The 26,894-nt window shown below is 36.0% G+C and carries 22 protein-coding genes and 2 pseudogenes; 2 read left to right on the top strand and 22 right to left on the bottom strand.

The window, feature by feature from the left end; genetic code table 11:
• The first annotated feature begins 663 nt into the window (after positions 1 to 663).
• Positions 664 to 1,047 carry a hypothetical protein gene (locus M2408_RS19675; protein WP_259186019.1) on the top strand — a complete coding sequence of 128 codons (384 nt, stop codon included), beginning with the start codon at positions 664 to 666 and terminating at the stop codon, positions 1,045 to 1,047.
• Between the two features lie 551 nt (positions 1,048 to 1,598).
• On the opposite strand, the gene M2408_RS19670 is transcribed toward M2408_RS19675, so the two are convergent.
• The 4 genes from M2408_RS19670 to M2408_RS19655 all read right to left on the bottom strand — a co-directional run bounded on the left by M2408_RS19670 (position 1,599) and on the right by M2408_RS19655 (position 6,217).
• On the bottom strand, positions 1,599 to 2,507 hold the full coding sequence (locus tag M2408_RS19670; RefSeq protein ID WP_259186018.1) for a DUF4625 domain-containing protein: 909 nt from the start codon (positions 2,505 to 2,507) through the stop codon (positions 1,599 to 1,601).
• Between the two features lie 254 nt (positions 2,508 to 2,761).
• Positions 2,762 to 2,947, bottom strand: a complete 186-nt coding sequence (locus M2408_RS19665) for a CsbD family protein (RefSeq protein WP_046675215.1) — start codon at positions 2,945 to 2,947, stop codon at positions 2,762 to 2,764.
• Positions 2,948 to 3,602: 655 nt separating this feature from the next.
• A complete protein-coding gene (locus tag M2408_RS19660) occupies positions 3,603 to 4,223 on the bottom strand; it encodes a hypothetical protein (RefSeq protein ID WP_259186014.1) in 621 nt (206 codons plus the stop codon).
• A gap of 83 nt (positions 4,224 to 4,306) precedes the next feature.
• Positions 4,307 to 6,217 (bottom strand): nucleoside-diphosphate sugar epimerase/dehydratase, encoded by a 1,911-nt coding sequence (locus M2408_RS19655; protein WP_259186013.1) that lies wholly within the window; start codon positions 6,215 to 6,217, stop codon positions 4,307 to 4,309.
• 395 nt (positions 6,218 to 6,612) lie between these two features.
• Here M2408_RS19655 and M2408_RS19650 point away from each other — a divergent pair, with 395 nt between their 5' ends.
• Positions 6,613 to 7,716 (top strand): nucleotidyltransferase family protein, encoded by a 1,104-nt coding sequence (locus M2408_RS19650; RefSeq protein WP_259186012.1) that lies wholly within the window; start codon positions 6,613 to 6,615, stop codon positions 7,714 to 7,716.
• Between the two features lie 123 nt (positions 7,717 to 7,839).
• Here the strand turns inward: M2408_RS19650 and gldN are convergent, their stop codons facing one another.
• The 18 genes and pseudogenes from gldN to M2408_RS19565 form a co-directional block, all read right to left on the bottom strand.
• Positions 7,840 to 8,862, bottom strand: a complete 1,023-nt coding sequence (gene gldN, locus M2408_RS19645; RefSeq protein ID WP_259186010.1) for a gliding motility protein GldN — start codon at positions 8,860 to 8,862, stop codon at positions 7,840 to 7,842.
• A gap of 35 nt (positions 8,863 to 8,897) precedes the next feature.
• On the bottom strand, positions 8,898 to 10,196 hold the full coding sequence (locus M2408_RS19640; protein WP_259186009.1) for an SUMF1/EgtB/PvdO family nonheme iron enzyme: 1,299 nt from the start codon (positions 10,194 to 10,196) through the stop codon (positions 8,898 to 8,900).
• A 33-nt stretch (positions 10,197 to 10,229) separates the two neighbouring features.
• Positions 10,230 to 10,922 carry an outer membrane beta-barrel protein gene (locus M2408_RS19635; RefSeq protein WP_259186002.1) on the bottom strand — a complete coding sequence of 231 codons (693 nt, stop codon included), beginning with the start codon at positions 10,920 to 10,922 and terminating at the stop codon, positions 10,230 to 10,232.
• 136 nt (positions 10,923 to 11,058) lie between these two features.
• Positions 11,059 to 13,455, bottom strand: a complete 2,397-nt coding sequence (locus M2408_RS19630; protein ID WP_259186000.1) for a polysaccharide biosynthesis tyrosine autokinase — start codon at positions 13,453 to 13,455, stop codon at positions 11,059 to 11,061.
• Positions 13,456 to 13,463: 8 nt separating this feature from the next.
• Entirely contained in the window at positions 13,464 to 14,159 is a 696-nt protein-coding gene (locus M2408_RS19625) for a polysaccharide biosynthesis/export family protein (protein WP_259185995.1), read from the bottom strand.
• 280 nt (positions 14,160 to 14,439) lie between these two features.
• Complete coding sequence (locus M2408_RS19620) at positions 14,440 to 15,393, bottom strand: glycosyltransferase family 4 protein (RefSeq protein ID WP_259185994.1); 954 nt, start codon at positions 15,391 to 15,393, stop codon at positions 14,440 to 14,442.
• Positions 15,394 to 15,422: 29 nt separating this feature from the next.
• Entirely contained in the window at positions 15,423 to 16,331 is a 909-nt protein-coding gene (locus M2408_RS19615) for an NAD-dependent epimerase/dehydratase family protein (RefSeq protein WP_259185989.1), read from the bottom strand.
• Positions 16,332 to 16,333: 2 nt separating this feature from the next.
• Positions 16,334 to 17,587, bottom strand: coding sequence for a glycosyltransferase family 4 protein (locus M2408_RS19610; RefSeq protein WP_259185987.1), 1,254 nt, complete (start codon positions 17,585 to 17,587; stop codon positions 16,334 to 16,336).
• Positions 17,588 to 17,595: 8 nt separating this feature from the next.
• Positions 17,596 to 18,717 carry a non-hydrolyzing UDP-N-acetylglucosamine 2-epimerase gene (wecB, locus tag M2408_RS19605; RefSeq protein ID WP_259185986.1) on the bottom strand — a complete coding sequence of 374 codons (1,122 nt, stop codon included), beginning with the start codon at positions 18,715 to 18,717 and terminating at the stop codon, positions 17,596 to 17,598.
• Between the two features lie 167 nt (positions 18,718 to 18,884).
• Positions 18,885 to 20,000, bottom strand: a complete 1,116-nt coding sequence (locus tag M2408_RS19600; protein ID WP_259185984.1) for an NAD-dependent epimerase/dehydratase family protein — start codon at positions 19,998 to 20,000, stop codon at positions 18,885 to 18,887.
• Positions 19,997 to 20,431 (bottom strand): WxcM-like domain-containing protein, encoded by a 435-nt coding sequence (locus M2408_RS19595; protein ID WP_259185980.1) that lies wholly within the window; start codon positions 20,429 to 20,431, stop codon positions 19,997 to 19,999. The genes M2408_RS19600 and M2408_RS19595 overlap by 4 nt, the downstream gene beginning before the upstream one ends.
• Positions 20,432 to 20,443: 12 nt before the next feature.
• Positions 20,444 to 21,478 carry a polysaccharide biosynthesis protein gene (locus M2408_RS19590; RefSeq protein WP_259185978.1) on the bottom strand — a complete coding sequence of 345 codons (1,035 nt, stop codon included), beginning with the start codon at positions 21,476 to 21,478 and terminating at the stop codon, positions 20,444 to 20,446.
• A 22-nt stretch (positions 21,479 to 21,500) separates the two neighbouring features.
• The gene (locus M2408_RS19585) at positions 21,501 to 23,042 is read right to left on the bottom strand and encodes a right-handed parallel beta-helix repeat-containing protein (protein WP_259185975.1); all 1,542 of its coding nucleotides are present in this window, start codon (positions 23,040 to 23,042) and stop codon (positions 21,501 to 21,503) included.
• A gap of 95 nt (positions 23,043 to 23,137) precedes the next feature.
• A pseudogene (locus tag M2408_RS26395) lies at positions 23,138 to 23,302 on the bottom strand (DapH/DapD/GlmU-related protein); the annotation flags it as partial.
• Between the two features lie 84 nt (positions 23,303 to 23,386).
• Positions 23,387 to 23,602, bottom strand: a pseudogene (locus tag M2408_RS26390) (hypothetical protein); the annotation flags it as partial.
• A complete protein-coding gene (locus tag M2408_RS19575) occupies positions 23,599 to 24,696 on the bottom strand; it encodes a hypothetical protein (RefSeq protein ID WP_259185972.1) in 1,098 nt (365 codons plus the stop codon). The pseudogene M2408_RS26390 and the gene M2408_RS19575, both read right to left, overlap by 4 nt.
• Positions 24,689 to 25,516, bottom strand: coding sequence for a 6-hydroxymethylpterin diphosphokinase MptE-like protein (locus M2408_RS19570; RefSeq protein ID WP_259185971.1), 828 nt, complete (start codon positions 25,514 to 25,516; stop codon positions 24,689 to 24,691). The genes M2408_RS19575 and M2408_RS19570 overlap by 8 nt, the downstream gene beginning before the upstream one ends.
• Entirely contained in the window at positions 25,509 to 26,801 is a 1,293-nt protein-coding gene (locus M2408_RS19565; RefSeq protein WP_259185970.1) for an oligosaccharide flippase family protein, read from the bottom strand. Before M2408_RS19565 ends, M2408_RS19570 begins: the two co-directional genes overlap by 8 nt.
• Positions 26,802 to 26,894: the final 93 nt, after the last annotated feature.

Genomic DNA, 26,894 nt, shown 5'->3' with positions numbered 1-26,894 from the left:
ATTTATTTTTTAAAACCTTTGCTTGTGAGTTGCGAATTCCGTACTTTTAAGGTGCTAGAATAAAAGAATGGAGGATCGTGTAATTGTCGGGCATCGATCTTGGAAAAATCAGGCCGGCAAAATCAACAACATTATGCCAATAAGTAGGGCTTTTTGGGCCTTTCTTAATGTGCATTTTAATACTGTAAGGTATTGCGCATTGTTGATTTTAAGCGTGTTAGACGCTATTCTGGTGGACAGTGCTTGTTCTTAATGAGTAGGATTACCGCATGTTGGCGACAATAATCCTTGATCTGTCGTTGTGATGATGGATGTGTTCTTGACTCTAGCTGTTTCATAATTTAATAGCTGGGTTATTAAATAAATAGTATGGAGGGAAGTAGAAACTTACAAAAAAGGAAAAGCTCCTACCTTCCACCGCCAACATGGTACCAGCAAGGACCTGACGCGGTTTCCAGTAGGAGCTTTTCCCAAATATTGTACAAATATACAAAATTGGGATAATATGCTCCTAAAGGCCTCGCGTCGATAAAATTGCTGGTTTTAGTTGACGAGACTCAATCAGCGAACTGATTACTATACAAATATAAATAGATATAAATTAATAACCAAAAATTTTTTGTTTTTAGCCAAGATATTTTTGGAAAACCTAGAGATAGTTTTATGAAAATTCATATTGGTGAAATAATAAAAACAGAAGCAAAAAATCAAGGTGTTAGCAACGCTCGCTTAATGGAGGAAATAAATGTAAAAAATTCACAAAACATTGAATACGACTTTAAGCAAGAAACCCTATCAATCCAAAAATTAGCATTGTATACCTCGGCACTAAACCACAATTTCCTAAAATATTATACTGATCTGGAACCTTTCAAATCATTCTACGAACAAGAAAATAACACTTCTGTGAATATGATGGAAGCTTTGAAAGAGCAGTTAGATCAAGTTAACCGTACAATCTCTATTCAGGAGGAAACAATACAAACGCAAAAGGAACTTATTTCTACTCAGAGAGCACTAATTGAATCGCTATCAACCAAAAAATAGCGCTCATTTTAATTAAGCAGCTTTCGTATGAGGCATAACTTAAATGATAGAGAAATAGCTTCTGCCATTAGCTCAAAAGGAAGACGAATAAGCAGAGTAACAAACATGACTGATGACACCTTTTACCTGTACTAAGTAACTGCCTTGTCAAAAATTTCGGAAATCAAAACAGCTAACTCTTCGAATACTTCTACGGCGATGGCGAACGTCCAATGATTGATATTTATCCCGTATAAAAAGAAAGCTCTTAAAAAAACTAAAAAGCCCATTATACGAATACTTCCAACAGAACAAAAGTCCAAATTTGGACTGCAGGAGCTGGGAATAATCAGAAATTTAGATTTGTAAAGCTTTAAGTTCGGCCTCACAATATGTATTTTTCATATACCTTCTATCTGAGCAAGCCGTAAGAGATGTTGAAACTTTTTAATATACTTTTACAATGAGCAAGTACGCTATGTGGCGTCTCAGAGTTTTCCAAGGTAATGTATATTCCCAAAAAAGCCCTTTTCCTTTTCAGGGTAGGGGCTTTATATTCAAAAGCGAATATTTTAATACGTTATTGTAATGGGGATGGACTTGAAGGTACTCATCTTAAACGTTGTGTTCTTATATAGAATGACGAGATTGTACTGACCAGATTGCCATTGTCGGTCGCCAGCGATCTGATTGCCCAAACCGTCGTTTTCCGCGCCGATAATAATATCGTCACCAGTAATGGCACCATTGGCCAACTTATATGTATTTACTTTAGATGCTGGCCCTAGATCTTTATGCTCTACTTTGGAAATAATTATGGCTTTAGTGAGATCCAGCTTATCGATAGTTTCAGGAAAGTGGTTCAGCGTCCGTTTGATCAATGCTGTATATAAGATGCCGTCACCCTGTATTTGTTTAATCTGCGCCCGGGCCGTAAACTTATCTCCTTTTTTGAATACTATCGGGGTCTCAACATAGGTACCCATATAGTAAACCATATCATCGTTTCGGGAAAAGATATCACGGTCCACGACGGGATCGACGGGCATATTAGCAGCATCAAAAATCTGAAAATCTTCTTTTAACTCCAGCTTCGATCCATTTACGTCATTTACAATGAAGAAGAAATCATATCTTCCCTCGGGTGCTTCCTGTGGAATGGTAAAATGTTTATGTACACTGGCATTTTTTAATCCTTTAAACTCATCCCAGGCGATTTCCATTTTCCATAATGAGGTATAGGTCTGCCCAGCCTTTGGCATAATCTTGACCTGAACCGATTCTATTTTATCTCCGGCAAGGAGATCTGCATTAAAATGAAAATCGCGGCCTCTAATCGCCTGTTTATTATTTGCATAACCGATTTCCACATTTTCAGCTGTCGGCCGACTAATGTCGGACTCCTGTTTGTCTTTCTTACAAGACACAAATAGTCCAGAGATAAGCATGATTGCGAGAAGAATTTTTACTGACTTGGTCATATGTTTTGGTTTTATTCGTTTTGCTGTTTTATTCATACTGCCAATGAGAAAGGATTAAAATCTTTTTATTTGGCAAACACGAATGCAACACAGATGCAAATATAATAATCATATACATAAAAGCAACGCAGTTGCATTAATTATTAAATCAGCACATCTAACCAATAAACATAGACACGGGAATCTCGGTACGAAAAAAGCGGGTAACATAATTGTTAACCGCTCTTCCTATTATCACAAAAAAACACTTATTTCTACAAACCGTTTAACCAACTATTTACCTCATCCTGTGTTTTTCCAGTCTTCTTCTGAAGTTTACCGACCAATTCATCTTCTTTGCCTTCTGCATACAATAAATCATCATCCGTAAGATCTGCATATTGCTGCTTTACTTTGCCTTTGATTTCATTCCAACGGCCTTTCCATGTTAATTCACTCATAATATCTTTCTTTTCGTTGTTTATAAATAGAACAGCCTACAGCCGGAATCGTTTAAAGAATAATGTTATAAAATGTTAAAATCAGCACCTTTTTGCATCGACTCCGAATTGCTCTACAATAATTAATTCTGAAAATAAAAAAACATCAAATAATCAGGACGCTTTCGTATATTTAACTAGTAATGTTATTAATAAATCTAAAAACATAGGAACATGTTTAAGACATTATCGATCTTTAGTATGCTGATTTTGGGTATAACTATGAATTCTCAGGCGCAGCAGGATTGCCAAGAGATAAAAGTCGTATTGGAAAAACCAAAGCCGAAAATTAATGCCTAAAAAACTCGTTAAAAAAATCATTCACCAATGGCGCTTCAGATTATCTAACAACCATTCAACTAAATACGGATGTGCCTATAAAATGTACCTATACATTCGAAAACATACTTCCGGCTGTGAAAGTAATCAAATTATTTAAATTCGGTTATTCGCATTTGGCGGAAGAACCTTATTTTGTAGACTTTAAAGATATTACAATTGACTGGAAATAGCCAATCACAAAAAGTGATATGCCGAAGTTTAGACTTTCCATTTATCAATGCAAAATGATGTTTTAGACATCAGATCTAATACTACTCCTTAACAGATAAACAAGCTATTCAGAACAACGAAAGCTGTCCCATAATCCATTTAGCTTTGTCCATATAGGAGCAGTTCGTTCTTGTGGAGAAAACTGATGAAAAATAATTGTGTGATCTGTTCCAGCACATTTTTTTAAATGAACAGTTGCATGTAGAACAATTGGCTTTTTACCCATGTAATCCACCATGTGGATGGTTCCGGTAAAGGTCGATTCGTCCTGCCCTTCCGGTTTGTATAATTTCTTGAAATGTGCCCTGGTTTTCTTGATCAGCTCCTTTGGCAGGGCGCGCTTTTCGATGTTCCGATTTACGAGTCCATCGAAATACATGGCCAGATTATTTTCAATTGTTTTTGCCTCAAGCTTTTGAGTTCCTTCCACATACCACAAAAAAGCATAAGACCAATATTCTTCGCTCTCGGGCTTACTCCATCCGGTCGTAAAACGTACATCTTCTACTCCTTTATAAGGAATTTTAGGTGCAAAGTCCATGGGTATCGGAAATCGTTCTATTCCCCAGTCGTCAAGACTAAGACTGTATGGAGCTTGCCAAGCTACAGGATCAAATTTTTCCTGTGCTAGTAAACAGGAATTGATCGCAAAAGTAAAAAATAGAGAAAAAATAAATAGCTTCATAACAAACTCATCTATTGCCCGTTGTATAAAGATACTTATTTTTCGAATTAAAAAGCTATTTACTATTCGCAGCCTTACAGCAGCTATTTGTCCAATACCGAAAACATCGAATTCTGGGACCTGTATTCGGGTACGATATCCTTAATCAACTGCACTAAATTCATTTTATCATCATTAGGATCGGCAGCCTTCACAAGTGTACATAATTGCTCTACACGTGCCTTCTGCAATTCCAAATCGGGTGTATTAACCTTTGCAATCATAATCTTTTCATGATAGGTTTTCTCCGTATTCTCTCCATTCGCAAGAAGCTCTTCAAAGATTTTTTCTCCAGGACGGAGACCGACAATTTTGATATCAATATCTTCGGGATAATTATATCCTTTGAGCCTAATCATCTGCTTGGCGAGCTCCATAATCTTAACTGGTTCGCCCATATCAAAGACAAATATTTCCCCACCTTTACCCATTACCGCAGCCTCCTGTACCAATTGGCAGGCTTCGGGGATGGTCATAAAATACCGGGTTATATTCTCATCGGTAATTGTTAGTGGCCCGCCCTTGAGCATCTGTTTTTCAAATAGTGGGATGACGGAGCCATTAGAGCCCAATACATTACCAAAGCGAGTCACAATAAAGTTAGTCTTCGAACGTATATTGACCGTTGATATCGCGATTTCGGCAACACGTTTTGTAGCCCCCATTACATTCGTCGGATTAACTGCTTTATCTGTGGAGACCATCACAAATTTGGAAACATTGTATTTATCGGCCAGCAGTGCGACATTGTAAGATCCCCATACATTTGTTAAAATAGACTCATAAGGATTGGCTTCCATCAGGGGCACATGCTTATAGGCCGCGGCATGGAAGACATAGGTAGGTCTATAAAACTGGAACAAGGTGTCCATAAAAGATTCATCCCGTACGTTCCCGACAATAAAGGTACAACGTGCAAAATGATTGCTGCTACTCAGTTCCTGTTGTATATCATACAAATCGGATTCAGCCTGATCCACCACGATAAGTTGTTTTAAGTCAGTATGGGCTAGCTGGCGCACCAGTTCACCACCGATTGAACCAGCTCCTCCGGTTACCAGCACGATCTGGTCTTTCATCTCGGAGGCAATGGTAGAATTATGCAGATCAATCGCTTTCCGGCCTAATAAGTCCTCAATACGCAAACTCCGGATTTGTCTTGTCGCTACTTCACCTGCCAATAGACGAGCAGTATCTGGAATAATTTTAACAATTAATGGAATCGGTTCGGCGAGCTTAAACACCCTATTCAATCGCTCCGGTCTCCGGTCATCCACTGCGATAATAATTTCGGAGGCCTTGCCATGCCTTAATACAAAATCTTTAGTTAAATCGTTTATATCATGGATTTTAAAACCTTGAATACGGTTGCCTATACGATGTGGATTATCGTCCATAATCGCCACGATACGGTATTTATTACGCGAAGTGGTATGGATAAAGTGAAAGGTAGTATTCCCCATATTACCCGCCCCAAAAAGGATAACAGGAATACGATTATCTTTACCTCCCCACATCAGCTCATGATAGAGTGCACGATAAAGCACCCTGCTAAAGGTCATTCCGAAACCTGCTATCAACGCGTGAAAAAGAAGTTGTGTATCCGAAAAAGGAAGTATGCCATCATAATTGGGATATAACCACTCTATTCCTTTACAGATGAGTTCAGCAGAAAAATAGGCCAATCCAATCGCCAAGACAATACGTTGCAATTCACGAATACCGGTCTTATGAACAACTCCTTTAAATGTGCCCAAGATACAGAACCAGATCAAATAGACTACTGAAACAAGCAATGCCTGTCTGACCATGTCTTCTATATTTACTTCTCCCCTATGCTTGAATATAAGAACATAACTGACAAAAAAAGCTGTCAAGACAATGATCATGTCTAACAGCAGAATTATCCAACGAGGCTTGTTGATGGACAAACCCTCTTTCCATAAATTACTCATCTAAATTATATAAAGAATATTATATACCTTAATCGTATTTTGCGATTAAAAAGTATCCCTTTCAGTAATTAACTATTTTAAAGTATCCCTAATATCTGATTGCATTTATCGTACCTAAAATAGCAGGATTAATAACTTTTTTTAAAAATTTCTAGTCGTTCGTGTATTTTATTGCGGCAGAGGAAGCAATTGTATGTCTTCAAAATAATTAGCAGTGCAAAACTACTGAATTAAAAGATAAATAAACGATGATGAAGGTAACTAATTGAGCTATTATCTTTATCATTGATGCAAGTAGATTTATGCTATTCACCACAAATTTAGACAATTTAAAGCTGCGGGAGTACCCGTGAAAATCATTATCTTTGGATAAATTGTTTTTGCGAAGAATCTAAATGAACAACCAACTAAAGGATACATTTTTTCAATTGCTACGAATAGGTTTATGGGGAGAAGGAACCCTATTTTTAGATCAACCACTAACTATTGATAATTGGAATGAAATACATCATTATGCCATCGACCATACAATAGAGGGCTTAATTTATGACAGCTTTCCTTTTTTGGAAGAAAATCAGCTTCCACCTCAATCATTACGGTTAAAATGGGCTGTAAGAATAGACCGTGTCGAACGGAATAATATACAAATGAATGAGGTCATCGCAAAGCAGTTTGATTCTTTTAATGCATTAGGGCTCCGTCCAATCTTGCAGAAAGGTCAAGGAGTGGCGAACTGTTACCGCACCCCACTTCATCGTATTAGTGGCGATGTAGATTGGTATTTTGAAGCAGATGGGTATTCTGTAGCCCGCAATCAATTGAAAACAGAAGGTATAGCGTTTAAAGATACCGCAGGATTTAGCTTGGACTATGATTGGCAAGGGGTTCATATTGAACATCATAAAAAACTTTTTGATATCCGTAGCCCATTAAAATACAACTATTTAAGAAAGATTTCTAGAAAATATAGCGATAGTTATGAAAAATTGCTAATTCACAATGTACCAATCAGGTTACTCGCACCCGAAATGCAGCTGCTGCAAGTAAATTCTCATATTTTGAAGCATCTATTGGGGTTTGGAATCGGACTACGACAGTTTTGCGATTCCGCCCGTCTCTATTATACCCTTTCAAATACAATTGATCCAATCGCTTTAAAACAGATCTATAAGAAAGCGGGTATCTTAAAATGGATTCATTTATTACATAAAACTTTGGTTGATTATATTGGACTACCAAAATCCTATGTTCCATTTCCTTATCCCGAAGATCTAGATGTTAAGTCGATGATCAACGAGGTCTGGTATGCCGGAAGTTTCGGTTACAATGATGAAAGATTTAAAGGAGGAAAGACAATATCGACAATATCGGTTCAGCCTAAAGCTTCAAAGCGTCTTTTTCTTAATTTCCTGCGTTATTTTAAATATGCTCCACAGGAAGCTCTTTTCTACTATTGGGTACAGGCATATTCTAAATTTATCGGGAAAGATATGGATTAGATTTTAAAATTTACACGTAAAGGGCAGCCCATTCCTACTTCGCAATGAGCTGCCCTTTCAAAGAATCTTTAAGACATTTTCTGCATAGGTACTAAACTATCTGTGCAAAAGTCTAATATCAATTTATAATTCCTCTTCAGTTTTCTTGCTTTTTTCAGCATCCGTAGATTTACTTTCTTGCTGTTGTTGTATATTTGACTGATTTCCTTCCAATTCCTCAGCTTTGACTCCCTTTGGATTGCTCCATAATTTCTTTTTATAGGCATCCAACTTTTCTTCCACTTTTCTACCATCCAGTAATTGCCCACCATTCTCAGATTCTTTGACATTTTGCAACATACCTGGAGATGATTCGCGTACAATTGTACTTGCAAACTTATTCTGCACAAAGAAATCGTCCATAGTCATATCATAGAGCCCTTTATCCGGATCAGAAATATCAACTTGCACCAAACTGTAGCGCAATTGCGGAAAATAGAGCCAAAAGGCAGGTGTCGCCCCCACAGATTCGGCCAACTCCGCAGACGTGGTGATATTCATTAATGGCGCTACACCTATAATACGAGTCTCTAATCGACTCCGTTGTTTATCGAAGAAGATATCTTCTTTAACACGAAATTTGGTCACGCGGCTTGGATCAAATTCATTGAGCGCCATTTTCGAATCAATCTGATTTCCTTCACCGTCAAAGATGGGCACCAATACGCTATCCGCAAAGCGCGCCATTCCCTCTTGTGCGCTTAATCGCCCTTTGAATGAATCATCATCTGGACTATACAGGGATAATTTCCCTTTTTCAATTGCTTTCATCACGACTTCAATTAACGAATTTCCTGGAATAGCCAAGATGTAGTTTTTTTCATCTTTTAGGTCGATATCACGCCAAACTCGCTTATAAAACCTGATATTCTTTTTATTTACTTCGGGATAAGCAAAGGGCACAGCATCTTCCATATTATTGGCCTGATAAAAACCATCTGTTGTAGGAATCGTGTCAGGATTAATTTCTCCTGGCACAACTGGTATTGCAGACATTACTTTATTTAAAGTATCCTGTCTTCTAGGGACAGTATCTATTGTCGTCACTTGCTGGGCGAGCAACGATCCCATGACCAATGTCATGGAAGCTGTTATTAATATTTTCATGTTCATCATTATTGAATTTATATTTACAGCCAAGATTAATACTTACGCGTTTTACTTTGCACTGTAGGCATCTCGAATGCGGACATCACACAACGGAAACCGATATAAGAATGCGGTTCATAATCCACCGAATAATTACGTGTCTCACTATTTAGTTGTTCACCGTTGTCTTTCCATGAACCACCACGTACGACCTTCCGTTTGAGTGCATCGCCATCCTTTTCGTCAGCGTCATATAATAATGCAGGATTAAGGTCATTTACAAATACGACTGCAGAGGGGCTGTAGGCATCTAACGTCCACTCGGAAACATTACCAGCCATATTGTAAACACCAAAAGCATTTGGCATATATGACTTAACCGGCAATGTGAATGTTGCCCCATCCCGTGAATAAGTACCATCTCCTTGTTTAAAGTTTACAGCTAATTTCTTTTTACCTTCCGTACCATCTATAGTCATTCTTGAACCCGCAATTGTATCTTGTGGGTCTAATTTTCCTGAAGCCGCATATTGCCATTGAGCTTCCGTAGGGAGGCTCAAACTTAACTGATAACCGTTAAGATAAGAATTTTTTAAAACCGTAGCAGCCATTTCATTGGCACGCCAATCGGTAAACGCTCGTGCTTGTCTCCAGGTAACACCCACAACAGGGTAATAGTCAAAAGATGGATGCGTAAAGTAATTCGCGTCTAAGGAAGCTAACTGTGCATTTGGAAAATCTTTCGTCCAAATATCTTCTACGGGCATGACCGCTACAGAATCCGTAACATACGTTTTTTTTACATTACCTTTTGATTGCAAATACGAAAAACGATATTTTATTACTTCGGGGTTGAGTGCTCTTCGATTTCCTTTCATTTCCAACATAGGAGCCAACCGCTCTTGAATATTGGGATCATTGCTTTTCCACAACGGAGACATTTTTTTGACTTTTGTCCAATTAATTCTGCGTTGTCCAACTTGTTCACCAGCTATTTCTAAAAAGTATTGATCGTCTTGAAGATAATCTGTAACAGCAACAGAGTCAGCTACCCAATTGACAAATTCACGGTATTGTTTATTTGTTACTTCAGCTTCATCGATAAAAAATGCGCTCACACTTACATTTTTACCCACATTACCGCTATCAAGTGACCCTTTAAAAAGTATAGTTCCTGAGGGAACATAAATCATACCTGGAGGCGCAGGTAATTTACCCCCCCGGAAAGCATTTACTTTTGGCGCTTTATAGATTGCTGAATTTGATTTACAGGCAGAGAAACTAATTAAGATTGCTAAGGCCAAAAATCCAAATATTGGACTTGTAAATTGTCTGCATATTTTATTTTCCATTTCTTTTATTTTGTCTTTTAAACATTAAGCTATCTATTTCCTGTTGAAAAGCGCATACTTTAGGCCGACGGAAACAAATCCATATTGATCATTATTTCTGTTTATAATCCCGTCTAAGTTATCATTTGTAGTCAAAGTATGCTGGTAATTCACATTGATTGCCCATTGTGGGCCATATAAAGTTCGACCAAAGGGAATATCTACACCAACATTAAGAGGGATTACAAAATGAATTTCACCTAAATCCTCCGCAAGTTCGCCCCCTTGACTTACAATAGCATCTGCATATTTAGCGTCAAAATTTCCTGAAATACGATTTTTCACCAGTCCTGCTCCAGCGCCTACATAGATATTCGAAAGAATCCGTGAAAATATATTTGCTCCCAAAGTGTAATAGCTATAATTGTTGGTGCGATCCAAAAATTGTCCCAAACGAACCTTTCCATTCAGGTTTCCAGCGAAATAACGGTTTTTAAATTCACTCTCATAGCCATTTCCACTTAGGGTACCCTTTTCACCGTGTAGACCTACGGAAATATAGGGTGTAATTAAATAATCCAGCTCTCCATAGAATGCAAATTTCGATTCGACATTACCCAAATCTGTGAGGTTGAATGTAGCACCAGCACCGGCCCCTACACTAACAGGTCGTGAAAACTGCGCGTAAACAGATGCGATTCCAAAGAAAAACAATCCAATAAATGTGCTTAATAGTTTTTTTCTCATAGTGATTGATTAGCAATACCAAAAGTTTATAGTCAAAACGTTTGGTATTAGATATTATTATAAAATTAAAAACCCAAGTCGAAGTAATCGACTTGGGTTCAAACAACAATAAGGCCAAAAAACCTAACTTGTAGTATTATTTTATATTTAAGCGATCTTTAATGCTCTGCCATACCTGAGCTATGGTTGTTTTCTTTTTCTTTCCTTTGTCGCCGTAACCATAGCCATAACCGTAACCATAACCGTAGCCTCTAGCGAAGTCTACATCGTTGACTACAGCGGCAAGATTTTTCAATTTACTATCAAGATACAACTCGCGAGGTACCTGCAATAAACGCTTATCCAAGTAATTAACCCGAGAAACATACAATGTTAAATCTGAATTATGCGCAATCAATAAAGTATCGGTTACCAAACTCACGGGTGCTGTATCCACTAAAATATAATCATAATGTTCGCGAGTATATTTTATTACATCATCAAAATGACCATTCATTAATAACTCCGCTGGATTTGGAGCGATATAACCTGAATAGATTACATCAAAATCATAGTTTCCTGGTTTCTTAATAATGATATTATCAACATTCATCTCCGGATTTATCAAGAACTGCGTAATCCCGACGTTAGTATGCTGCAGATGGGACAAGCCCAGATAGTCCAACACTTTTGGACTTCTAATATCTGCACCAATTAACACAACCCTCTTGCCAGACATAGATAAGATCTGTGCTAGATTCGTCGTAACAAAAGACTTACCTTCACCAGAGATCGTGGATGTCACAAATACAACCTTAGACGCATCCTTCTTTTCCGCCCCAAACATAAAATTCATGTTGGTACGCAGAATACGGAAGGCTTCGGCCAATGAGGAACGATCATTTAAATGTACAATAGTATCTTCGGCAGAAGGTATCTCTCCCAAAACTGGAATCTTTACGATCTCTTCAATATCTTTTCTAGAATGAATTTTATTATCTAATAAAAACTTCAAGTAAAAAATCACAAAAGGAATTAAGAATCCCGCAACTAAAGCGCCAAATAATACAATGGGCTTCTTAGGTGAAACTGGAAATCCATTTCCATAAGCTGCATCAATTATCTTGAGATTATCAGGAGTCGCTGCTGCCTTAACTTCGCTCTCTTCTCGCTTTTGCAATAACAATAGATAGAGAGATTCAACAATCTGTTGTTGTCTTGAAATCTTCTTAAAACCCTGCTCCTGACTTGGGATAGAACTAATCCGTCCTCTAATTTCGTTCGATTTTTGTTGAATACTATTTAATGCTAATTGAGTTACCTTCTGATAATTTCTCAGGGATTGACGAATATTCTTGTCACTCTCTGCAATACTTTCATTCAATGCAACGACAGCGGGATTTTGATCAGATGCAGATTTTAATAAATCGTCGCGTTCCAGCACCAATTTATTGTATGCTTCTATTGATGACCCAATTGAAGCATCCTGTAAACCAATATTAGAAGGCAATAACTTACCAACCTCTTGATTTCTCAGATAATCGTTCATATGATCTACCAACTGTAGCTGTGTGCGATACTCCAATACTTTTTTATCATTATCTGAAGCAGTATTCAGGAATACCCCAGCCTCTGTGGCCATATCAACCATAGCGTTATTGGACTTAAACTCAGCAGCTTCCTCGTCCGCACCCGATAAATCTTTGGAGATTATCATCAAACGTTTATTGATAAAATCTGAGGTCGCACGAGTCATCCGCATTTTATCGTTCGTTAGATCAGCATTATAGACATCGATTAACGAATTTAAAATCAGTTCAGCTTTATTACCCAATACTGATATCATGGAAAAATTCACAATATAAGATTGTGTCTCCTTATTTGGAGAAATACTAATTGCAGCTAAATTAGCATCTACCGCCCAATTTTTGGGCAGTACATTAACGATATACTCTGCGTTAGGGTTAATTTTCTTGCTAATCCCGCGTCGAAAAATAATACTATTTTTTCCGATTTTTAGATTTTTATCAAAATTTGCAACCAATTTTTCCCCGGAAACTAAATCTGTAATATGCAGGGTACTATTTTCCTTTAGCATCACCTGGAGGTTTACTTTGATACTATCCTGATTGCCTTGAGGTTGCACAAAGAAAGGCATTTCTTTCTCTAAGATTTCAGAAGACCTAATATTTCCCTTTAAGATATAGGTTACATTGAGATTATGCATATCCACGACCTTTCGCATTAATCTGCGAGAGGAAAGCACTTCAATTTGGTCCGACACATATGCAGAGCGGGCTCCTCCAAATCCCATACTACTTAACTCCGTGATTCCAGCAAGTTCACCAGCCGATGCACTCTTTTCATCTTTTAGTAAGATCTTTGCAGTGGTGCTATATGTTTTCTGTGCATAACGTAAATAAACAATAGCTATCCCAACGGACAAAATAACCGCTAATACAAACCATTTCCAATAATACGCATATTGTTCAAAAAGCTGCCTTAAATTGATCTCTTCTTCTTTTTCCTTTAACTGTATTGGTTGTTGTTCCATAAGTTTTATTAGCGGGTCAATACTGAAATTACGGTGATTAATAAACCAGCAATGGAGATAATAACGTTTGTGTTACTGCCAAGCTTCGAGTTGTTGATTTGTGATTTATTAGGTTCAACATAGATCACATCATTTTGTGCCAAATAATAGTATGGCGAATTTAATGTATTTTGCTGGGTTAAATCCAAACGATGTGTAGTTTTCTGTCCATCCACTTCACGAATTAGCATAACATTTTCCCTTACGCCTCTAATTGTCAAATCACCAGCCATCCCTAACGCTTCCAATACCGTTACACGTTCTGTTGGCATAATAAATGAACCAGGTCTCGCGACCTCCCCCAGTACAGAAACTCTAAAATTATTAAAATTAATATTTACACCGGGATCCTTAATATATTGTCCCAACTCGTTCCTAATTTTTTCGATGGCTTGCACCCTTGTCAGCCCAGCTACATGCACCTTTCCAAGCATAGGCAATATAACATCTCCATTATCATCAACTGTATAAGTAGGTCGTAAGGCCATATCAGTCTGTTGAGTCAAATTACCATTCGCCATTGAGCTCAGGGGATTAAATGGTGCTGTAACTTTTGGGTCAGCAGCTGAGACGACGATTGTTAAGATATCATTTGTTTGAATCTTCGGAACATATTGCTCGTATAATGTATTAATTTGAGACGAATCAGGCTGTAAGTACGCCATATTCTTCCGCGATCCGCAAGAACTAAACATCATTAAGACCCCTAAAAATAGTCCTAAAGCTAAACCATACTTTGAAATTAATCGCATGTGTTATTTTAAATTATAAATTGATTCACTGATTTTAACGACAAAAATATATTTTTTTCTTCATACTCTCTCTAAAAATACCATTTTATAATGCCTTCTTTTTAGAACAGCATCAGGTTAGCAAGATCTGTGCCTAAAATCTATATAGCTTTACATTCCGCCCAATTCTATATTTATATGCAAGATACCAAGACTACGTGTACTTTTTAAGTATATAAGTTTTTATTACTAAATAAATAAGGCTCAATCCGAATATAATTACCAGAGCAAAAGTCAATTGTGTTATAAAATCTTTCGAAGCAAACTGAATCGCCAGAAGTCCTACTCCAAATTGAATTGCCCCATAGATAAAAGAAACCAGTAATTTATTAACACCAGCCTCATTACCCAAATACTGATATAGATGCGAGCGATGTGCTTCAAAGATATTTTCCTTTCGAGATAGCCGACGAATGATTGTCCAGATAGTATCCACACCGTAAACTGCTAGGAAAAGAATATAAATAAGATTTCCAGTAGCGAGAATCAAGCTACCCAGTGCAAATAACAAAATATAGGCAATCGAAACTGATCCTACATCACCCGCAAAACACTTCGCTTTCGTCCTAAAATTAAAAAAAGCAAAGACAAGCACGGCCAACATAGTATAGGTTAATAAATCTTGGCTCATAAAGTGCAATCGGTAATTAGTCAAAATTAATAGCATCCCAACAGCTAAACTGTAACATGCTGTAATCCCGTTGATGCCATCCATAAAATTATAGGCATTGATCACTCCTACTACAAATACAAACCCTATTATTAAGTAATACCAAGGTTGATCAAACAGATCGAGCTGATAAGACATGAGAAGGACTGAAACAAAATGAATTAATAATCGGAGTTTATTTGATAACGTAAAAACATCATCCAAAAAAGAAATTATCGTCATCATCGTTAATCCCAGGAAAAACCAAGGATATTGGAAGCCCGATAATACAAAATAGATCATTGCACCAAAATAAAAAATTATCCCTCCTCCCCGCAGTGTAATCGAGGAATGAGAAGATCTTTCATTCGGTTTATCAATAATATTAAAATGATTTGCAACTCTAAAATATAAGATCTCTAAAATAAATAAAGCAATTAGTACAATTATGTATATCATTTTTATAAAAATTTATATCTGACCTAATTTTAGGAATTGTTTTGGAAAGATCGAATTGTTAATTTAAGTCCCTTTTTGGTTGTTAACGGAAGCTTTTCAATGCCCAATGCCGATTTAATTTTTGTATTTGAAACCACATAGGACTCCGTAAGCTTTTTCAACCGCTCAGAATTAAGTGGTAATGGCAATACATCTCCAATTCTAGCACCATTTCGGATCAATCCGGCTGGTATATGCCACAATTTTGCCTTTTTTCCAAGCGTTTCCGAAATCAAATAAACCAATTCGTTTGTAGACAATGAATCGTCGTCTGCAAAGTTATAAATTCCAGACTTAAGTTCAGGTCGCGCAAGCATTTGCTCAATTAGAAAGCTCAAATTATCAATGCTTAAAAAAGAACGCTGATTCTGAAATTCTGCTAAGGGCCAAGGAATACCTTTTTTAACAATACTATATAAAAGATTTAAATTTCCCTTATTTCCAGGCCCATGAATCATACATGGACGAATGATAAATAGCCGTTTATTGTCTGGCAACCTTAGTTTAAGAAGAAAATTTTCCGCTTCCAATTTAGATTTTCCATATGCAGTTATTGGCTTTCCTTGTACATTTTCATCTAAAATACCTTCAACCGTATCTGCAACAGCCTTGACAGAAGAAAAATAAAAAAAATCCTGTATATCCGCTCGCAAAAACTCTTCAAATAACGCAATGGTCAAATCACGGTTAATTTTAAAATATTCCTCATCGGCAGAAGTATTGGTTGTATCATGTGCCTTTCCTGCAAGGTGTATTACAGCTTTCGCTTGTTTTGGAAAATTGGTTCTCCAATCTTGATCACGCAAGTTTAATCCTACTGTCTCTATATGATGTTGATTTAGATATTTTTCTAAATTTTGGCCAACAAAACCTGTCATTCCCGTGATAATTATTGACATAATCAGATTAGTTTATTAATTAAACGGATATAATCAACTGTTACAACTTCCTTCGAATATTTCTTCGTAATCTCTTCATAACCGGCATCACCCAAAGCGCGTAAGCTTTCTTTCGAACTTGCTTTTAGAAAAGCAACAATTTCATTTACTTTTTCTGCAAAATCTCTTGTGGTAATTAACTTCGCACAATGCTGTGCTTGCAAAAAGTTAACAATTGGCGTTTTTTCACCAGAACATACAATCAGAGGCTTAGCACACGCCATAATTGTATAGACTTTTGAAGGGAAACCATGTCCTTCCATCTCTTTAGACATGAAAATAAACTGAAGATCCGAAAAGGCCAAGAGATGTGGCATACTTTCCCTTGGCTGATAAGGAAGAATATGCACTTTATTTAGTCCATTGATCTTTGCCTGTTGTATGACATGATCTTTCATCACCCCCTCGCCAATAATATAAAACTCTATTGGTTGATCTTTTAACAAAATCGCTGCACTTAATAAAGGCTCCCAGTCTTGTGCATGACCAATATTACCAGCATACATTACTTTAACAGTATCATTTTTAACGAAAAGATTGTTATCTAAACTAATCTCTTCATTCGTCAAAGGTCTATACAGCGTAGTATCTACAAAATTGGGAATTATATGTAATTTTTGAGGTTCTTTGAAACGCCCAACAATGGTATTATAAAAAACTTGATCAATGGTCGTAACAGCATCAGATTTATTATAAACCAATTTTTCCAGCCATTTAAGCGCTGCAATGATCGGCTTTGATTTTAAGCCCCCCTGTTCAATCAGAAAATCGGGATATATCTCCTGAACATTATAGACAACCTTCGCTCCCTTAACTTTGCCTATTAATAAATTGATAAAACCTATTGTCAAAGGTGGAGATGGGGATAAAATTGCCGATACTCTTTTTTCAGCCAAGCCTAAAATTAACGATAGAATGTGCCAATAGACAAATCCTAAAATACGTAATGCAGTTGAACCGAATTTTTTCTGTGGAATATGCAATACTTTAATTCCGTTAAAAGAACTGGTATAATATAATCCACCCAATTTTTTCGTCATTGGCTGTTTTGCCAATTCTTCGGGGAGCACGTTATAATGAGGGGTTGTTGTCAACACAACCACCTCATATCCCTTTTGCTGAAAGGCTAGGGCAATATCATTGTAAAGATAAGCCGTAGATACACCATCAGGACTAAAAGCAATACTATGAATTAGTATTTTTGGAGAATAGCTCATTTTTTTGTTTAAATCTCTTCTGACCACACTACTTTTCTTACATAATCCGTATAAGAAAGTATGATACGGACCATTTTCTCTGATACATTTGGCATTGAGTAATCTGCCACACGACGAAAATTACGCTTTTCGCCTACTTCTTGTGTCAATACTTGGGTGAGCCCTTGCAATACACGTTCAGGGGACAAGCCAACCATCATAACCGAAGCTTCCTCCATGGCCTCTGGCCTTTCATGCGCCTGACGAATGTTTAAAGCTCTAAAGTTTAAGATCGAAGATTCTTCAGAAATTGTTCCCGAATCCGACAATACGGCATAAGAGCGCATCTGCAAGGCATTATAATCATGAAATCCCAATGGCTTCAGGAACTGAATCTCCGGACGCATTTCTATCTGCATTTTATCGAGCATATTTCGGGTACGTGGATGAGTCGACACGATAACAGGATAACCATATTGTTCAGCGATAGTATTTAAAGATTCCATTAAACCTCTAAAATTTCTCTCGTTATTGATATTTTCTTCACGATGCGATGAAACGACGAAGAATTTACGCTCTTCTAAATTTAATTTAGTCAACACATCCGATGCTTCAATTTCAGGCAAATAGTGATTTAATACTTCAAACATTGGTGAGCCTGTTTTGATAATACGATCAGCAGGTAAACCTTCACGCAGTAAATATTCTCTCGCAATATCAGAATAGGTTAAGTTAACATCTGCTGTATGGTCAACAATCTTACGATTCGTTTCTTCAGGAACACGCTGATCAAAACATCGATTTCCAGCCTCCATATGGAAAATAGGAATATGACGTTTTTTAGCGGGAATTGCACATAGACAAGAATTCGTATCCCCTAACACTAAGAATGCATCAGGCCGCAATTCTTCCAATAGCGGATCAATTTTGATCAAAATATTTCCAACAGTTTCTGTTGCTGTTTTCCCAGCTGCCTCCAAAAAATAATCTGGTTTACGAAGTCCCAAATCTTCAAAAAAGATTTGATTTAATTCGTAATCGTAATTCTGTCCTGTATGCACAATCACATGGTCTACAGCCTCCGAAGCATCTAATGCAGTCAGTACGCGTGACAATCTAATAATTTCTGGTCGTGTGCCAACGACCGTCATTACTTTCAGTTTTTTCATCTTTATAAATTTATATTCTAATGGTGATGAAGCTATCAATTCATTATTTACTTCTTAATGTACTTATGCACTCCGTTCATTTTGTTTGAATAAATCATGATGGCTGCAAGACCTATCTTTTCTTATCCAGTGTCTTATTTATTGTCTATCTACACTTCTAAAAAATAGGTGTCGGGATCAGACGGGTCATAAGGCTCGTTAATCCAAAACATTGTAATCAACTCATTATCACCAACATTTGTAATATTATGGGTGTACCAAATAGGCATATCTACATAAGAAGGAGTCGATCCATCGAGATAAAAATCCATTACCTCGTCACTATCTATTTTGCGTAATTGTATGAGTGCCTTTCCTTGAATTACGGCAAAACGTTCTATTTTACGAGTGTGGAAATGATTCCCGCGAGTGATGTTGGGAACAGTTGTCGAATAGGACGATTGTCCGCCAATACCCATGCGGATAATCTCAACAAATGTACCTCTCGGATCAGCATGAAGTTGAAATTTTCTCGGATAAATAGCTTTGTGATCCATAAAAGACCGATAAGTATTAAATAGATTGAGCTCAAATCGATCATTCAAAACCGGAACCTCTCCTTTTGCTAGATATAAATCTTTATAGTGCTCTAAAAGGCCGAGGACCTCAGATACCTTCTTTATTGCTGTCGGTTCTACAACATACAACGGTCGATGCTCACCTTCACGAATTTGCTCGATAATGTCGTCAACTAATTCTTGCACATAAATTAACTTAACTTCGCCATCATTCGCAATCGTTGGTCTTTCACCATGCGTTAATTGAGAACAAAATGTCGCAACGAACGAATTATAAAAGGGTTTCCCAAAAGGGCCAAACACATTGGGAATAAGTAAACCAGTTAACTTGCCACCATTTTCATTTGCCCATTTATTCAAGGCTTCCCGGCCTTCACGTTTTGAGCGACCATATAAGTTGTCGCGCTCTTCCTGTGTCGACGAGGAAATCAAAACATGTGCCTTGGAACCAGTTCTATCTAACGAAGCTACTAATTTGTTGACCAGTCCTATATTAGTATCATAGATTACTTGCTCACTTTCATGCCTATTCATTGCAGCTAAATGTACGATTACATCACATTGAGCTACAAATTGATCTAGCTTTTCATCGTCATCAAAATATTCTTTCCGGAAATCTATCTGTTCAAACTCCGTAGGATAAAGTCTTATCGAGTTATAAAGATGAGCTCCGACAAATCCGTTCTGTCCCGTTATCCCTATTTTCATATGTATTGCTCTTTTCTATTTTTAAAATAATCTAATGGATAAGTATAATCATCATTTTGGGCATTCTCAATACCAAAATCTGCGAATACCAATAATTCCGAATCAGATTCCAAAGCTTGAAATGCGGTACCATATCCAGCGGAAAGATGAAGTACCTTATTTTCAGTTGAATCTAAAATTATTTTCTCTATAGGGAGATCCGAAGAAGCCTGATCCCAATCATCGATTTTCACCACATCAACTGAAAACTTACCAGAAAGAACATAAAACCAACGTTGCTCTACGCGGTGAGCTCTCCAGCCACGAATTAGATCAAGATCAGTATTTTTAATAATATAAAACCGCTTCACCAAAGACATGTCAAAGTCATTAACAAAACGAATCTGTCCACGATGATCCTTAGCAATTCCTCCTTGAATAAAATCAATCATATAATATCTGGATTAATAAGGATATTGCATAACATCTTCTCCAAAAACTTCCTTCCTGATTAATGGTAATTTGGAAACAAGCTTTTTCAAGCCTTCTACTCCTTGTTGCTCTGTATTATGAGAGTGATAATCTTCAATCTTCGAAACATCTTCTTCTCCTTCAGAAAAATATTTGGCGTAATTTAAATCACGATTATCTGCAGGAACACGATAAAAGTCGCCCATATCCTCCGCTTTCAACATCTCCTCACGAGTACATAGTGTTTCATAAAGTTTTTCACCATGTCTCGTTCCGATAATTTTCACAGGCACTTCTTTTCCAGTAAGATCAATCAATGCTTTTGCTAAATCACCGATGGAACCCGCAGGCGCTTTATTAACAAAGAGATCTCCAGGATTAGCATGTTCAAAGGCAAATAGTACCAAATCTACTGCATCTTCAAGTGACATGAAGAACCTTGACATATTTGGATCCGTAATTGTAATTGGCTCACCTTTTTGAATCTGATTTAAGAATAGAGGGATTACTGAACCCCTAGAGGCCATTACATTACCGTAACGAGTCAAACAGACAACGGTATCTGTTAGATTACGTGCTTCGGCCACAGCCACTTTTTCCATCATCGCTTTAGATATTCCCATCGCATTGATTGGATAAGCCGCTTTATCTGTGCTTAGACAAATGACTTTTTTCACGCCATTTGAAGCAGCCGCACGAATCACATTTTGTGTACCTTCAACATTCGTTTTTACCGCCTGCATTGGAAAAAACTCACAAGAAGGTACTTGCTTTAGCGCTGCAGCGTGAAAAATGTAATCTACCCCACGTGTCGCTGGTTCAACTGACGCATAATCTCTTACGTCACCTATATAATACTTTATTTTGTCATTTCTATATAGATTACGCATATCATCTTGTTTCTTTTCGTCACGAGAAAATATACGAATTTCCTTAAAATGGTCTGTACCCAAGAAGCGATTTAAAACAGCTGTTCCAAAGGAACCTGTACCTCCTGTTATTAAGAGGATTTTATTTTGTATCTTCATATTCTCTATCTTGTTAAGATGATTATTTTATTTTCCATAGATTTTTCAATCTACTGTTTACTATCTTATTGTTATTCGTCTTTAAATTTTTTGTATTGTCAAATTGCAGAAATCCAGAATTTATAATTTGATTATCCTCCAAAGCAATATCCTGAGCATTGGAAAAATAAATACTATTGAATTGGAAACTGGATGTACTAGGATATTTGAAAGTATTACCCCTAACAGTAACATTTTTTACTCTTAAAAGCGAATTATTAACATGGTTTTGCAAATAAAGGATTCCGTTCGATATGTCCGAAACCTGATTGTTAGTAATAGACACATTTGAAAGAGTCAACGGAGTATTATTTTTAGGACCATCTTTACTTACGATGAAAGTTCCCTCAACTCCACTATTAAAATTAGAGGAAGGTTGCAAAGTAAAAGTGTTATTGTCAATATTTAAACCGTTTAAACTACTGTTAAGATTTAGGTAAACAATATTATAGCCTGTGCCTCGATTATTGGTGACATTAATGTTATCGGTATTACTTAAGCAAATAAGAGACGAATTATTTTGACCAGAGTTTAGGTTAGAAGATTCGATATACCCCCTCTTTACGTTATCAAATCGTATTGCCCAAAAATATACTGGATTAGCACCGTATGAGGAAATTGAACATTTGGTTATGCGTACATTTTCACTAAAACGATTATCATAATTCCATCGCCCTATTCCAAATGAACTAGTTTTTATATTACAGTTCCTGAACTCAATATTTTTCGAATCATATGGTCTCTCGTTTTTCTCATTTGAGAACTGGATTCCTTTACCACCTACAATATTTATATTGGAAAAAACTGCGTTGCTATAGGCTCCAGTAATGGCACTTCCTCCATTTCGGTGTGTCTTAATACTTACATTGTCGCAGACAATACCATCACAATACCAAAAATGTAATGGAGTCCATCCAACAGTTGTTTCCACTTTTAAATTCTTTATTACGATGTTATTTGTTTCATACATAACAATGCCTTCGGTTTGGAAATTCTCCAACCTACAATTGATAAACTTAATAGTGTTAGAACGCCTAATCCCCAATATACCAAAATATTGCTCATTTTGTTTTTTCCAACTAGAAGTAAAATTTCGGAAAGTACAGTTTTCGAAGGTTATATTTGTGGATCCTTCTATACTTATTAAATTAAACAGCTCACTAGCATTGCTGGCGTTGCTGAAAAATTGATTCGTAAATCCCCCATCGAAAATTACATTTTTTATTATAATATTCTTTCTATTTATTATCTGTATCAATTTTGGCGAAGAATATCGCTTTTTAACAAGTTTAACCCCTCCTTTAAACACACTATTATTGCCATCGATTGTGGAATTACTAGGTATGTCAATAAAAGATGTAAAGTCGTATTCTGCAGCTCCCAATGAAACAGCTCCCTTGTTAAGCATCTGCTGTTCAATAGATCTCTGGCTTCTCCCTTTTTGAGCAACCTGTCCTATTGAAAAGAATGATTGCGTCAAAAAAAGAAAAAGAAAACTCAGTGTGATTATAAATGGTTTTATCATATCTCTAAATCATTGCAAAATTCTAATCCTTCTCTTGATATATTCTGCGGATCTTTTCGAAGGAATTCTTCATGTTTATTTCGTTCCTCTAACGTCGTAAAGCGATCTTGTATTTTTTTAGCAGGTACGCCTGCATAAATAGAAAAAGGTTCAACATTTTTTGTCACAACAGCCCCAGCAGCGATAACGCTGCCATCTCCGATTTCGACCCCGGTCATAATAATAACATGAGCGCCAATCCAAACATCTCGCCCTATCTTGGTATTTCGAACCACCCTACGTCCAGAAAAAATAGTGGGAATTCCTGCTATTCTAAATTCATGATCATCACCTTGAATTGACACATTATTGGCTAGCATAGAGTACGCACCTATACTGACTTTAGGATATATAGTACAATTAGCGCCAATAAAAACATACTTTTCAGTATGTAAATCCTTACTAATTTTCGATGCTCCACCAAAATATAATGGTTGTTCGATATCTGTTAAACCAAATCGGTGAATAAAATAAAGCGATTTAAGTTTTCTATAGAAACTCACGATTCTTTTTTTTATCATCTCTTTACTAATTTAATGTTTTTCAATGGCATGAATAATAAATAAAAAATAAGCGGATCTAATGGTCCATGAAAAGCGGTGGAATCAACAGACGATCTAAACAATAAAACCATAAGAAGTACCATAAAAACATAATTGCCTATTTTTACATATTTAATGAGAGCGTATATAATACTGCATATTATAATTATAAAACCAAACAGTCCGTAAAAAATATGTAAACGAATAAATGAGTTATGCGGATTATATTCGACTTGCGCCAACGACTCAATATCAAGTAATGGTGTACCAAAAATAATATTCGAAAGAGACGTGAAAGTCGTCTTTAGATACTCTTGATTCATAGTTTCTCGTACGTCCTCAGCGCCCATATTTTCTATTCGATACAGTGCTGTATAAAATATCGAATCTGCAAAATAAGTATATGCATATATAGACAGGATTAAAATCAATGAAATTAATAAAAACTTATAAAGAAACTTATAATTTGACAGAAGAGGTATTAATACTAACAATACAGAAAAAGAAAAAATTCCGCTTCGACCTACCCCCCAAACTGCAACAAACAAGGCTAGGACCAGAATTAAAGGACTTGGTTTTCTATTATTTTGCGTCGCTGAAATAATATGAAAACCTACACTAATTAATAGTACAACAGAAATGAAGTTTCGACTTATCGAAAAAACTTCATCTGGTACTGTTCCTTTTATGATAAAAAAAAAGAAATAGCAAATAGTCAAATATGCCAATAATCTATATATTTTAAAATTTAAGGTGTAAAAAATAGGAATTAGCGCTATTCCAAAATAATTGAATACTAAAAAAAAGTCTACAAGCCGGTAATTTTCACTAAAGGGGACAATAAATAAAACACAAAAGACTAATAGAGAAACAAAGGCAGGAATAATTGCACCCTTAGTAAAACGTCTTAAAAGCAAAAAAAGAGCACTATAACCCATCATAACAAATAAAGACGTAAAAAGAGCATTCGCACCAGGAATACTATCTCCAATTGCAAATTTGCTTATCAAAAAAATAAAATAAGCTGGGATTATAAATTGCACATAAATATGTGGTTCTTTTACTTTATTCATTTGGTATAATATTATTCATTAAATCTTCAAAGCGGCCCAATGGATAAGCATCAAGTAAACTAGTTTCGCAGAGATTTACAATTTTTACACCTTTTTTCTTGGCAAGCTTAGCGATTAAGTAATGAAATTCTGTAGTTATATGATAGTATTTAAGTTGATATCCCAATCTATTTTCAATCTTTCTGTTCAATCCCTCCTCTTCTTTATAAAAATGGACATCACTACGTGATGCAAACGAATTATAATCCGTTCCCAATAGATATATTTCCTTTGCCCCCATATATATCGCTGTCAAAATACATGTGCTCACGACATTCATCGTTATAAAACTATTTGAGGAGATATCACATTCGATATGATCAGTTGGAAATTTTTTGGAATAAAGATATATAGATCTGTTTCTACGATCCAATTTATCCACTAATTCCTTTGCACGATAATCTGCTATTAAGGTGGAGTTTTTGTATTTATCATTAAACTCAGTGTACATACTCTCATAAGCCTTGGTAATAGACAAAGGATCTACCATTGCATAATATGTAGGCTCAAATTCAGGGAATTTATCATTCCTATAAAAGAGATTCACTGCAAAAGATATATGCTTACTTATATAGTCATAATATTGGTGATTAAGTGTATTAAGTGATGGACCATTTCCCAAAATAAAAAATTTTTCCCCTCGATGTTTCCCTTTATATTGAACGTTCTTGGCAACCAATGCCCTTTCGTTTCTCTTTATATAAAAAAGTAGCTCCGATAGAATATTGAATCCTCTGTAGATCAGCCTATCAATTGTGTCTTTTAATTTAAATTTACTCATTTATATTTTGTTTACGGAGTATAGGATATAATTTGTTACTATAGTATATAACACATGAGCATATTATGAAATTAGATAGCAAATTTAAATATGCTAAACCAACAACAGTATATCTTGTTATGCAAATAGATAAAATTACATGAATTATTGAAATAGAAAAAGTGATATACATCAATTCCTTCGTCTTTTTATAATAAAAAATATAGTTGACAAATAAATAATATATACATTGAAAAAAAGCAGCAGCACAAAGGGGAAATATAAAGGGAACAGCATCGATATACTTAGGCATAAACAATGTAATGATTCCATAAATTCCAACCATGGATGTAACTGTAATTAATGCAAAGGTAATCGTCATGATTAAAACTTGCTTCTTTAACTTGACACTTATATTTGGAGAACCACTCGTTAAATTCTTAAAAATAAATACTGAATTAGAAGCATTAAAAGCAGTTCCAACCATAAGGATAAGACCTGAAAAATTGAAAATAAAACTAAAAGACCCTAATATGCTCGCTCCTTGAAAGAAATTTATGATATAACGGTCTAATCCCATCCTTAGCCAAACCGTGCTACTATGGGGAATTAGTGGTAAACCAAAGCGAGTTATTCGTTTTAAATGATTTTTATTTACACTGAATCCTATATAGAAGCCCAATTGACGTAAGTAATAAATTGAAATCCCAAAACATATAATACTTGATATGAACTGGGCAAGGGCTCTTCCCTCCCACCCATAATTTCGCTGTACGCATAAATACCAGGTCAGACCAATATTCAGCCCAACAAAGGTCATTGTTAACAAGCCATATTTGACCGGTTTCTCCTCGAGACGAAAGACTTCCAGAAGCATTAAGTATATGACTTGAAAAAAACAAATAGCAATGGCACAATACACATACTCGAGTGGGATACTCAAATAGTTTGTTATACTAGACGGCAGCAAATAAAAGATAAGGGAAAATAGAAGAAAAACAATTAAAGATAATGAAATGATCGTATTCATAATCCTATTTATATACTTCTTATTTTTTTTATAATAAATAACAGAAATATATCCCTGAGTACCTAAAGGAATTATAGTCGTGAAAACCAATAAGATAGTCGAAAACAGATTTAGTTCACCAAATGCTTGTTTAGATAAATATCCCGAAAGTAAAAAAATCAGGAGAAAATTAAGTCCGTTATTAATCGTTGCAAATAAAGTGAAAATTAAACTATTTTTGACAAAACTGTTATCTACAACTATTGCCAAAATTTTTTCTTTTATAGTTCTCAACATACTTCCATTATTAATCCAATATACCCCACCAGAAAATAAAACATAAACTTTTTGTTCCCAATAATTACATTCCTATCTTACAATAGTTATAGA

The organism is Sphingobacterium sp. BIGb0165, from assembly GCF_024810095.1.
GTDB lineage: Bacteria > Bacteroidota > Bacteroidia > Sphingobacteriales > Sphingobacteriaceae > Sphingobacterium > Sphingobacterium detergens.
Note: the sequence above shows the minus strand (reverse complement) of the source record. Positions and strands in the feature narration are given on the sequence as shown.

Bases quoted from the DNA above. Each gene is read 5' to 3' on its own strand.
- M2408_RS19655 (WP_259186013.1), bottom strand. From the start codon at position 6,217: ATGAGTAATTTATGGAAAGAGGGTTTGTCCATCAACAAGCCTCGTTGG.
- M2408_RS19635 (WP_259186002.1), bottom strand. From the start codon at position 10,922: ATGAGAAAAAAACTATTAAGCACATTTATTGGATTGTTTTTCTTTGGA.
- M2408_RS19600 (WP_259185984.1), bottom strand. From the start codon at position 20,000: ATGAAAATAGGGATAACGGGACAGAACGGATTTGTCGGAGCTCATCTT.
- M2408_RS19575 (WP_259185972.1), bottom strand. From the start codon at position 24,696: ATGAATAAAGTAAAAGAACCACATATTTATGTGCAATTTATAATCCCA.
- M2408_RS19630 (WP_259186000.1), bottom strand. From the start codon at position 13,455: ATGGAACAACAACCAATACAGTTAAAGGAAAAAGAAGAAGAGATCAAT.
- M2408_RS19665 (WP_046675215.1), bottom strand. From the start codon at position 2,947: ATGAGTGAATTAACATGGAAAGGCCGTTGGAATGAAATCAAAGGCAAA.
- M2408_RS19670 (WP_259186018.1), bottom strand. From the start codon at position 2,507: ATGACCAAGTCAGTAAAAATTCTTCTCGCAATCATGCTTATCTCTGGA.
- gldN (WP_259186010.1), bottom strand. From the start codon at position 8,862: ATGAAAATATTAATAACAGCTTCCATGACATTGGTCATGGGATCGTTG.
- M2408_RS19650 (WP_259186012.1), top strand. From the start codon at position 6,613: ATGAACAACCAACTAAAGGATACATTTTTTCAATTGCTACGAATAGGT.
- M2408_RS19620 (WP_259185994.1), bottom strand. From the start codon at position 15,393: ATGATATACATAATTGTACTAATTGCTTTATTTATTTTAGAGATCTTA.
- M2408_RS19625 (WP_259185995.1), bottom strand. From the start codon at position 14,159: ATGGCGTACTTACAGCCTGATTCGTCTCAAATTAATACATTATACGAG.
- M2408_RS19590 (WP_259185978.1), bottom strand. From the start codon at position 21,478: ATGAAGATACAAAATAAAATCCTCTTAATAACAGGAGGTACAGGTTCC.
- M2408_RS19675 (WP_259186019.1), top strand. From the start codon at position 664: ATGAAAATTCATATTGGTGAAATAATAAAAACAGAAGCAAAAAATCAA.
- M2408_RS19570 (WP_259185971.1), bottom strand. From the start codon at position 25,516: ATGAGTAAATTTAAATTAAAAGACACAATTGATAGGCTGATCTACAGA.
- wecB (WP_259185986.1), bottom strand. From the start codon at position 18,717: ATGACGGTCGTTGGCACACGACCAGAAATTATTAGATTGTCACGCGTA.
- M2408_RS19565 (WP_259185970.1), bottom strand. From the start codon at position 26,801: ATGTTGAGAACTATAAAAGAAAAAATTTTGGCAATAGTTGTAGATAAC.
- M2408_RS19660 (WP_259186014.1), bottom strand. From the start codon at position 4,223: ATGAAGCTATTTATTTTTTCTCTATTTTTTACTTTTGCGATCAATTCC.
- M2408_RS19615 (WP_259185989.1), bottom strand. From the start codon at position 16,331: ATGTCAATAATTATCACGGGAATGACAGGTTTTGTTGGCCAAAATTTA.
- M2408_RS19585 (WP_259185975.1), bottom strand. From the start codon at position 23,042: ATGATAAAACCATTTATAATCACACTGAGTTTTCTTTTTCTTTTTTTG.
- M2408_RS19595 (WP_259185980.1), bottom strand. From the start codon at position 20,431: ATGATTGATTTTATTCAAGGAGGAATTGCTAAGGATCATCGTGGACAG.
- M2408_RS19610 (WP_259185987.1), bottom strand. From the start codon at position 17,587: ATGAGCTATTCTCCAAAAATACTAATTCATAGTATTGCTTTTAGTCCT.
- M2408_RS19640 (WP_259186009.1), bottom strand. From the start codon at position 10,196: ATGGAAAATAAAATATGCAGACAATTTACAAGTCCAATATTTGGATTT.